This window comes from Streptomyces sp. Y20 (assembly GCF_043195475.1).
Classification (GTDB): Bacteria; Actinomycetota; Actinomycetes; order Streptomycetales; family Streptomycetaceae; genus Streptomyces.
In genome coordinates, this window is record NZ_JBIDDP010000026.1 from 1 (window position 1) to 10,008 (window position 10,008).

The window sequence follows — 10,008 nt, forward strand, 5'->3', positions numbered from 1 at the left end:
ACTGCCCCTCTCGCCAGCGTCTCCAGACCTCATCCTGTTGAGCTGGCGAAAACCCGTAGTCACGCACCTGTGCCTCCACGATCACATGATCATCCGTGGGTGGTGCGTTGATCACTTGAGGGTGCCACCGTATGCCGACACTCGACCCCGTGATCGCGAACCCGCAGGTGAGCAGTGTCGGCAACTCGCGTCGAGAATCAACGTCGGTGAACGGTCCGCCGATAGATTCCGACACATGCTCATCGGCTACTGCCGCACATCGACGGCCGACCAGAACCCCGATCATCAGATCGACGCACTGCTCCGCCACGGCGTCGACCGCGACAACATCCACATCGACGTCGCCAGCGGCGCGAAGGCGTCCCGCCCGAAGCTCGACCTCGTCATGCAGCTGCTGCGCGAGGGCGACTCCTTGAAGGTCACCCGGCTCGACCGGCTCTCCCGCTCGGTCCTGCACCTGGTAACCCTCGGCGCCGACCTGCGCGAGCGCGGTATCGGGCTGCACGTCATCGAGCAGGGCATCGACACCGCCACCATGGAAGGCAGGGCCATGTTCGGGATGCTGTCCGTACTGGCAGAGCTCCAGCGCGAGCTGATCGTGGCGAATACGAACGACGGGCTCGCCTCCGCGCGGGCCCGGGGGCGGGTCGGCGGACGCCGACCGAAGCTCACCGAGGACCAGGCCGCGCTCGCCCAACGTCTCTACGACGAGCGGGAGAAGACCGTCCAGCAGATCGCCGACATGTTCGGCGTGCCACGGTCGACGGTGTACGGGCACCTCGACAAGACCAAGACAGTCCCCCGCCAGCCCAAGAAGACCGCCGCCCCGCAGTCCTGAAACAACCGGCGGGCTACTTTGCCCCTGGGGACAGAGCTGGGAGTCCGGGGCCGACACGCCCGCACGCCGGCGGGGTCTCGCGACGGCGTGTCGCGAGGCCCCGCGCTCGTCCTCAGGCCTGCGGCGGTACGGCGACGAACGCCTCGCGCGGCTGAGTGGTCGGGGTGTAGCGGGTGACACCGGAGGTGGTCGGCACCAGGTCCTTGTGGATGGCCTTGGCGACGTTCTGGATGGTGGTCACGCCGTAGTCCATGGTGCTGTTGTCCTGCGTCAGCACGGTGACCATGTAGTCGTGGCCGGCGCCGTTGAAGGTGCCGAGGCTGTGCACGCGCCAGCCGTGCGTGGAGCGCTGGAGCCAGCCGTTCTTGACGTGCACGGCGACGGACGACGGCGCACCGGCCGGGGTGCCCCAGCGCTGCGAGGAGACGACCTGGCCCATCAACTTCAGGATGTAGGCCCGGGAGTTGTCGCTCAGCACGCTGTTCTTCGCGGTGACCAGCTGGAGCAGCTTCTGCTCGTCGGTGGCGTTCTCCTGGGTCAGACCCCAGTAACCGTCCGCGCCCGGCACGGTCTTCGTCATCCCGGCGGCGGTGAGGAAGCCCTTGATCTTCGTCACGCCGAGCTGCTTCCAGAGCTTGCTGGTCGCGGTGTTGTCCGACTGCGTGATCATGGCCTTGGCGAGCGACTGCTCGGTGGCCGTCAGGTACCGGTTGTGCTTCCTGGCGTCCCACAGCAGCGTGGCGAGCACGGTGACCTTGACGCTGCTGGCCGAGTCGTAGGCGCTGGTGCCGCGCAGCGTGCACGTCGTCTTGGTACCGCGGTCGTACAGGCCGACGGCGACGGTGCCCTTGCGGTTCGCCAGCGCGGCCGTGATGTCCTTCTTCAGCTTGTCGGCCAGCCCCGCCTTGGCGGACGTGCAGCTGACGGTGGGCGCCGTGGCGGCGGCCGGGGTGGCGGCGACGACGGCCGGTACGAGCAGCGCGGCACCGACGGTGGCCGCGAGCACACTGGCCCGGCCGGATATCCGGAAAGTCATGGAAAGTTCCCCTTGAACGTCGAACGGGCGTCCCCCTGAACGCCGTTGAGCGCACCCGTGCGCTGCCGAGGAAGACTCGCCAGGACGGTGGAGGGTTGTACACCTGTTCGCGGGGCGTTAGTTCGACAGAGCGCGAGCCCCCCCCCCCGGCCCCGACCCCTCACCCGACTCCCGCCGGGTGACGCGGTCAGCCGTCAGCCGTCAGCCGTCAGCCGTCAGCCGTCAGCCGACGATCCTCCGGGTGGCGGCGTCCACCGCCGTGACATAGGGGTCGCAGCCGTCCCCGTCGCCGTCGGGCCGGCACCTGGGGTCGGCCACCTCGACGGACCACACCGCGCGCCAGGGCCCCTGATACCCCATGGCGCGCTCCGTCGTCAGCTCCCGGGCGCGGATCCGCAGGTGCCCGGCGTCGGCGCGGCTGCGCCGCTCCCACTTCCTGACGAGGTCCTCGGCCTGCCGTGCCGAGAGGAGTCCCTCGGGCAGCTCCACGTGCGTGGGCCCGAGGTCGACGGACAGCCCGTGGACGCGCCCGGCCGAGCTGATCCGCACATCGAGGCTGCGGGGCATGGCCACCCCACGCTCCCTGAACCGCCACGAGATGACCCAACCGCCGCCGCCCGCATCGTGGCCCACCGCCCGCGTCGCATGCCAGGAGGCCGAATCGGCCCACGGGTAGTGGGCGCGCATGTAGGCGCGGGCGACGCGGTACGCGTCCCGGGCGTCGTGCGGCGGGGTGGCACCGGGGACGGCATATCCCGCGACGGAGGTGCCGGTGAAGTCGACGGTGAGCCGGCGACCGCCGGGCCACATCAGTTCCGCGGGGAACCCACCGGCGAACTGGACGGACATCCACCCGTTGTAGCCGTCGACGCCGGGACTGACGCGTACGTCCCCGACCTCGTACCGGTTCCCGAAGGCCTGCCGGACGGCCCGCTCGGCGGCCTCCCGCTCGTCCCCGTGGGCGTCCCGGACGCTGGAACCGTCGACATGCTCCAGGGTGACCGCGCTCTGGAGCAGGGTGACCCCGAGAACACCGAGCACCCCGAGGGCAACCACAGTGGACCGGCCCAGGGCCCGCCAGGCCACCCGCCCCCGCACCGCCAAGAGCCCCACGGCGAGACCGGCCAGTCCCCCGGCCACGTTCATCTCGACATCGGCGCTGTCACAGACGCCGGCGGCGAACGGGGCCAGCGCCTGGCAGAGTTCGATGAGACAGGGCAGCGCGAGCACACAGCCCAGCACGGGCACCGGCCGCCGCGACGCGAGCACCCCGAACAAGCCGATCGGCACGAACATGGCCAGGTTCCACAGACCTTGGGTGGTGTAGAGCGGCTCGGTGATCTCATGGTTGATCACACACTCGCCCCGCCCGGCGCCGCCCCCGCGCATGGCGAGGGTCACCCCGAGCACGCCGGTGAGGCAGAACACGAACGGCGCCCACCAGAAGGCCCGCTCGGCCCGGCGCCCCCGGGCCACCCGCCACGCCGTCGCCCCGAGCACGGCCGCGAGGACGGTGAGTCCCCCCAGGAACCAGTGATCGTCGCCGAACACAGCCTCGAACACGTCTTGTTCTCCCCCGCCGGTGACGGCCTGGTCAGGGCCGCCAGTTCATGATCACCTGAGAGGACGGCCACGACGGCCGGACAGTTCCGCGCACCGGCTCCCCGACGGCGGAACAGCAGCGCCCGGGCGCAGGAGAGCCGGGAGCGGGACCGCCCGTCGGGGCCGGGGCTCAGGCCAGGTGCGTCGGCGCGAACATCCGCAGCACCACCGGCAGCACCACCACCGACGGACCCGGGGTCGCCAGGGCCTTCGCCAGGTCCTGCTCCAGGGTTTCCGGCGTCGTGCGGACGCCCGGGACTCCGAAGGACTCGGCGAGGGCCACGTAGTCCGGGCGGGTCAGTTCTGTCGCCGTCGCCTGGCCGAAGGTGTCCGTCATGTATTCGCGGAGGATGCCGTAGCCGCCGTCGTCGACGATCAGCCAGGTGACCGGGAGGTCGTACTGGCGGGCCGTGGCCAGTTCCGCGATGGAGTACAGGGCGCCGCCGTCGCCGGACACCGCCAGTACCGGGCGGGTCGGGTCGGCCGTCGCCGCGCCGAGTGCCGCCGGGAAGCCGTAGCCGAGGCCGCCGGCGCCCTGGGCCGAGTGCATGGTGTTGGGGCCCTGGGCGTCGAAGGCGGACCAGGCCCAGTAGGCGAGGATGGTCATGTCCCAGAAGGACGGGGAGCCGGCGGGCAGGGCGGCGCGGACGGCGGCCAGCACGTCCTGTTCCAGGGTGAGTTCCTGGGACGCGATACGCTGCGCGACCCTCGCCAGGAGGTCCCGTACGCGGTCCGGCGCCGCCGCGTCCGTCCGCTCCCGCACCGTCTCCAGCAGGGCTTGAAGGGCCAGGCGGGCGTCGGCGTGGATACCCAGGGCCGGGTGGTTGGACTCCAGTTTGCCGGCGTCCGCCTCGATCTGGACGACCCGGCCGCGGGGCTTGAACGTGTGGTAGTTCGAGGAGAGTTCACCGAGGCCGGAGCCGACCACGAGGAGGACGTCCGCGTCCTCCAGGAAGTCCGTGGTGTGCCGGTCCTCCAGCCAGGACTGGAGGGAGAGAGGGTGCTGCCAGGGGAAGGCGCCCTTGCCGCCGAACGTCGTCACCACGGGCGCGTCCAGCTTCTCGGCCAGCCGGCGCAGCTTGCCCGACGCGTCCGACCGTACGACCCCGCCGCCCGCGATGATCACGGGGCGGGCGGCGTTCGACAGCAGGTCCGCGGCCACCGCCGTCAGTTCGGGGCGCGGGACGAGGTCGTCGGGGGTCGCGTCGATCGCCGTCACCACGGGCAGGACCGTCTCCGCGAGGAGCACGTCCTGCGGGATCTCCACCCACACCGGCCCGTGCGGAGCCGTGAGCGCCGATTTCCAGGCCGCCGCGACGGCGGAGGGGATCTGGGACTGGGCGCGGACGGTGTGGACCGACTTGACGACGCCCCGGAACGAGGCCGCCTGGTCGGGCAGTTCGTGGAGGTAGCCGTGCCGGCCGCCGCCCAGCCCCGCCGTCGGGATCTGGCTGCTGATCGCCAGGACGGGGGCGGAGGCGGAGGCCGCCTCCTGGAGTGCGGCGAGCGAGGTCAGGGCGCCCGGGCCGGTCGACAGCAGCAGCGGGGCCGCCTCGCCGGTGATCCTGCCGTAGGCGTCCGCCGCGAAGCCCGCGTTGTTCTCCACCCGCAGGCCGACGTAGTGGAGGCGGGAGCGGCGCAGCGCGTCGAACATGCCGAGGGCGTGCTGGCCAGGCAGGCCGAAGACCGTGGTCGCGCCGAGCCCGGCCAGCGTCTCCACGACCAGGTCTCCGCCGTTGCGGCCGGCGGGCGGGTTCAGCGCGGCCTCCGTCTGCGCGGCCGTCGGGCGGAGGACCAGGTCGTGGTCGTGCGTCACTTCGCTTCCGCGTCCTTCCGGGCCGCCGCGATCTGGCGGCTCATGATGGTGGTGAGTTCGTACGCCGTGTGGGAGGCGGCGACCGAGGTGATCTCGGCGTGGTCGTACGCCGGCGCGACCTCGACGACGTCCGCCGAGACCAGGTTGCAGGAGGCCAGGCCGCGCAGGATCTCCAGGAGTTCGCGGGAGGTCATGCCGCCCGCCTCCGGGGTGCCGGTGCCGGGCGCGTGGGCCGGGTCGAGGCAGTCGATGTCGATGGAGATGTACAGCGGGCGGTCGCCGATGCGCTGGCGCAGCTGGTCGGCGACCTCGTCGGCGCCGCGGCGGTAGACGTCGGCGGAGGTGACGATGCCGAAGCCCATCTTCTCGTCGTCGGTGAGGTCCTGCTTGCCGTACAGCGGGCCGCGGGTGCCGACGTGGGAGAGGGCCTCGGTGTCGAGGATGCCCTCCTCGACGGCGCGGCGGAACGGGGTGCCGTGGGTGTACTCGGCGCCGAAGTAGGTGTCCCACGTGTCGAGGTGGGCGTCGAAGTGGAGCAGGGCGACCGGGCCGTGCTTCTTCGCGACCGAGCGCAGCAGCGGCAGGGCGATGGTGTGGTCGCCGCCGAGGGTCATCAGGCGGGCGCCGGTGCCGAGCAGCTCGTCCGCGGCGGCCTCGATGGTGTCGACGGCCTCGTTGATGTTGAACGGGTTGGCCGCGATGTCACCGGCGTCGGCGACCTGGGCGAGGGCGAACGGGGACGCGTCCTGCGCCGGGTTGTACGGGCGCAGCAGCCGGGACGCCTCGCGGATGGCGTTGCCGCCGAAGCGGGCGCCCGGCCGGTACGAGACGCCGGAGTCGAACGGCACGCCCACCACGGCGACATCGGCGGTGCCGACCTCGTCGAGGCGGGGCAGCCGGGCGAAGGTCGCGGGGCCGGCGTACCGCGGGATGCGGGAGGAGTCCACGGGGCCGCGGGGCGTCTCGTTGCTGCTCATGGTCGAATGCCTTCTTTCCTGCGCTTCGTCGCGCATGTACTGCTTTCCCTACGACTCTACTGGTGAGCCGGGGCCGGTTCGGACACGAGTTCGGGGGGCTGTCCGGCGAGGCGTTCGCGCCCAGCGGCGAGGACCGCCTCGCCGGTGGGCCTCGGGGCGAGCAGGCCGAGGCCGATGGGGGCGCGGAGGGGTGTGGCGGCAGCGGATCGCGGGGACATCCGCCCGTACCCGCGGCTGCCGTTCCCTGACGACACTAGGTGGCCGGAAAGCGACTGCGAAGAGTACGTTTCATCCAGCGGAGCGGGGCGGGATGGAGGAAACGCACACCATGCCGGAGACGATCACCCCAGCGGTACCCCCGACCCCGCCCGTGCCGCTCGCGGCCCTGCTGGCCCGGGAGGACCTCGGCCTGCGGCAGATCGCGGGCCCCCGGGAGCCGGGCGCCGTCGTCCACTGGGCGCACACCTCCGAGATGGCCGACCCGTACCCGTATCTGCTGGGTGGCGAGCTGCTGCTGACGGCCGGGGTGCACATCCCCGGGGCGGCGCGAGCGGGGACGTACTTCGACGACTACGTCTCCCGGATCGTGGCCGCGGGCGGGGCGGCCCTCGGCTTCGGCCTGGCGCCGGTGCACGACACGGTGCCCCCCGCCCTGGCCGCCGCCTGCGACCGCCACGGCCTGCCGCTGCTGGAGGTCCCGCCGCAGACCACCTTCTCGGGTGTGGCCCGCGCGGTGTGGCAGCTGATGGCGCAGGCCCGGCTGGCCGAGCTGCGCCGCGTCACGGAGGCCCAGCAGAGCCTCGCCGCCGCGGCCTCCCGCCCGGACCCGGTGCCGTCGGTCCTGCGCCGGCTGGCCCAGCGGCTGGGCGGGCACGCGGTCCTGCACGGCCCCGACGGCACCGCGATCGCGACGGCGGGCCGCGAGCCGGCGCAGGGCGTGCGGGAGGCACTGGCGGCGCTGACCGGCGTGGTCAGACCGCCGGCGGACCACACGGCGGGCGGCACGCCGGGCGGTGGACCCGGACCCCTGCCCGCCTCCGCCACCGACACCCTCGGCTCCACCCACCTCGCCGTCTACGCCCTCGGCGCCGGTAAGGGCTTCGTGCTCGGTGTGGCCACGCCCCGCAGGGAGCCCGGTGACCACACCATCGCCTCCGTGGCCGCCGTCCTGCTGTCCCTGCTGACCGGTGAGCACCGCAGCGGCACCGGCGCCGCCCGGTCCTCCGCACTGGTACGGCTGCTGCTGGGCGCTCCGCCCGAGGAGGTGGCGCCCCTGCTGGGCGCCGCTGAGTGGCTCGTCGTGCACGCCCGGCCCGACCGGAGCGGCCCCGACCGGGGCGGCCCGCACGACGCCGTCTCCGCCTCCGCCCTCGGCGCCGCCCTGGGGTCACCGCTGGTCGACGTCGGCCGGAACGCCGTACGGGTGCTGGTGCCGGCCGGGCGGGAACCGGAGCCGCAGCCCGGCTGGACGCTCGGGGTCAGTGCCGCCGTGGCGCCGCGCGACTGGCCGGCCGCCGACACCCAGGCGGCGCGGGCCCTGGCCCGGGCCCGCGCCACCCGCTCCCGCCTGGTCCGGCACGGCGCCCGGCCGGCCCTGGCGGACCTGGTGCCCCGGGCCGAGGCGCGGGCGCACGCCCGGACGCTGCTCGCACCGCTCGCCGGGCAGCCGGCGCTCGCCGAGACCCTGCGCGCCTGGTTGTCACTGCACGGGAGCTGGGACCGTACGGCGGTGGCGCTGGACGTGCACCGCAACACCGTGCGGCAGCGGATCGCCCGCTGCGCGGCCCTGCTGCCGGCCGACCTGGACGACCCGGACGTGCGCATGGAGCTGTGGTTCGCGCTGCGGCAGGAGTGACGGACGAGGCCGGGTGACGCCCGTCCCAGCGGGCGGTATGCCGAGGACGCGCGCGGGGCGCTGCCTCACAATGGGAGCCATGCCGATACCCGGGACACCCAGCCGCGCCCAGCTCGTCGACCACCTGGTGAGGACCCGTATCGCGGGGGACGTCGCCACGCCCCGCGAGAACAACCTCTCCCACTACCGTCAGCTCGCCAACGGGGTCCGCGCCTTCTGGTTCGGCCTGGAGCTGGGCGACCGCTGGACGGACGAGCAGGACGTGCTCGCGGTGATGGCCGAGCGGGTGGGTGTCAACGACGACCCGGAGTACCGGTACGGGCAGGACACCATCGACCCCGAACTGACCGTGGACGCGCTGGAACGCATGGCGGCGCGGCTGCGGAAGGCGGCCGAGGGGCGCCAGCGGGTGCTGTTCGCGACCGGGCACCCGGGCGGCCTGCTGGACGTGCACCGGGCCACGGCCGCCGCGCTGCGCGCCGCCGGCTGCGAGATCGCCGTCATCCCGGACGGGCTGCGGACGGACGAGGGGTACGTCATGCAGTTCGCCGACGTGGCGGTGCTGGAGCACGGGGCGACGCTGTGGCACACCCACTCGGGGGAGCCGATGCGGGCCGTTCTCACGGGACTGGAGCGCGAGGGGCGCCCGCTGCCGGATCTGGTGGTCGCCGATCACGGCTGGGCGGGCTACGCGGGACAGCACGGCGTGGACTCGGTCGGGTACGCCGACTGCAACGACCCGGCGCTGTTCCTCGCCGAGTCCGAGGGGACGCTCCAGGTCGCCGTGCCGCTGGACGACCACGTGGTCAGTCCCCGCCACTACGACCCGATGACGGCGTATCTGCTGGCCCAGGCGGGACTCGGGACCTGAGGCGCTGTCCGGCCGACGTGCCGCGGCGTGCGGTCCGGCCGAGAACCGGAGGCGCACGCCGCGCTGGTCGGACGGATCAGTCAGCCCCAGTCGTCGTTGTTGTCGTTGTGACGACCGTTGTTGTCCCCGTAGCCGTTGTCATGGCCGTTGTCATGGCCGTAGCCATTGCCATGGTCGTTGTCATGACCGTTGCCGTAACCGTTGTCATGGCCGTTGCCGTAGTCATTGTCATGACCGCGACCGCCGTGGTCGTTGTCGTTGTTCCACCAGTTGTTGTAATCCCGGTTGTTATCCCGGTTGTTGTTGTCGAAGTGACGGCTGTAGCTGCTGCCACTGTCGTGGTGGTCCGATGACGCCGACGCGGTGCCGGCCCCGGCGACGGCGACTCCGCCGGCCAGCAGCAGCCCGGCCGCTGACGTCGCGACGAGACGCCTCGTGCGTAGTGATCGCATAGGAGATACCTTCCGTTCCCATCGTCTCTCGCGGCTCCCCGCGGGGAACGTCACGAGGTGGATGGCCGGCGCCGTCATGACGAAGGGGAAGTGACGGCGCGGTCTTCGGATGTCACCGCTGCGTCATGAGCGGCACGACGCTTCGCCGGCGCCTGCAGCCCACCCGTACGTCGAGGCGCCTTCGGGTGCTGCGGCTGAGGCACGGGGCGTACCCGCACCTCGCCGGCCGAGCATGCCGTTCGCTGCGGCTTTCAGTATTAGAGCCTAAGCCCACATACGTCGTACGTCACCTTGGGCAACGGCTGCCGCGCCACCCGGTGGCCCTGCCGGAGATGCGTGGCAAGTCCCCCCGACGGCAAGGAGACACCCCGTGCTCCGGCGCGTGTCCCTCGTCCTGGCCGGCCTGCTCGCGGCCGGGTTCTTGGCCGCCGCTCCGGCCTGGGCCCACGGGCGACGGGGACGCCTGCCGGCTCGGGCGGCACGGGCGCGGCGTGGCGGGCGGGTCCCCCGGACGGGGGGCCCGCCCGCCACGGGGGGGGCGGCCCGGCGGGGGGCGCGCAG

Annotated in this window: 8 protein-coding genes; 3 read left to right on the forward strand and 5 right to left on the reverse strand. The window is 72.8% G+C overall.

The window, feature by feature from the left end:
- Positions 1-235: 235 nt before the first annotated feature.
- Positions 236-838: a recombinase family protein gene (locus ACGFT1_RS35635; RefSeq protein WP_373913138.1), complete on the forward strand. Its 603-nt coding sequence runs from the start codon at positions 236-238 to the stop codon at positions 836-838.
- Between the two features lie 112 nt (positions 839-950).
- Here ACGFT1_RS35635 and ACGFT1_RS35640 read toward each other — a convergent pair whose 3' ends face one another.
- From ACGFT1_RS35640 to speB, 4 genes are all read right to left on the reverse strand, one after another.
- A complete protein-coding gene (locus tag ACGFT1_RS35640; RefSeq protein WP_373913139.1) occupies positions 951-1,874 on the reverse strand; it encodes a serine hydrolase in 924 nt (307 codons plus the stop codon).
- Between the two features lie 222 nt (positions 1,875-2,096).
- Positions 2,097-3,437 carry a VanZ family protein gene (locus tag ACGFT1_RS35645; RefSeq protein ID WP_373913140.1) on the reverse strand — a complete coding sequence of 447 codons (1,341 nt, stop codon included), beginning with the start codon at positions 3,435-3,437 and terminating at the stop codon, positions 2,097-2,099.
- A gap of 169 nt (positions 3,438-3,606) precedes the next feature.
- Positions 3,607-5,292 (reverse strand): thiamine pyrophosphate-binding protein, encoded by a 1,686-nt coding sequence (locus ACGFT1_RS35650; RefSeq protein ID WP_373913141.1) that lies wholly within the window; start codon positions 5,290-5,292, stop codon positions 3,607-3,609.
- Positions 5,289-6,269, reverse strand: coding sequence for an agmatinase (gene speB, locus ACGFT1_RS35655; RefSeq protein WP_373913142.1), 981 nt, complete (start codon positions 6,267-6,269; stop codon positions 5,289-5,291). Before speB ends, ACGFT1_RS35650 begins: the two co-directional genes overlap by 4 nt.
- Before the next feature lie 310 nt (positions 6,270-6,579).
- Here speB and ACGFT1_RS35660 point away from each other — a divergent pair, with 310 nt between their 5' ends.
- Both ACGFT1_RS35660 and ACGFT1_RS35665 read left to right on the forward strand, forming a co-directional pair.
- Positions 6,580-8,124 (forward strand): PucR family transcriptional regulator ligand-binding domain-containing protein, encoded by a 1,545-nt coding sequence (locus ACGFT1_RS35660; RefSeq protein ID WP_373913143.1) that lies wholly within the window; start codon positions 6,580-6,582, stop codon positions 8,122-8,124.
- 79 nt (positions 8,125-8,203) lie between these two features.
- Positions 8,204-8,995, forward strand: a complete 792-nt coding sequence (locus ACGFT1_RS35665) for a phosphatase (protein WP_373913144.1) — start codon at positions 8,204-8,206, stop codon at positions 8,993-8,995.
- Between the two features lie 80 nt (positions 8,996-9,075).
- On the opposite strand, the gene ACGFT1_RS35670 is transcribed toward ACGFT1_RS35665, so the two are convergent.
- Positions 9,076-9,447, reverse strand: coding sequence for a hypothetical protein (locus ACGFT1_RS35670; RefSeq protein WP_373913145.1), 372 nt, complete (start codon positions 9,445-9,447; stop codon positions 9,076-9,078).
- Positions 9,448-10,008: the final 561 nt, after the last annotated feature.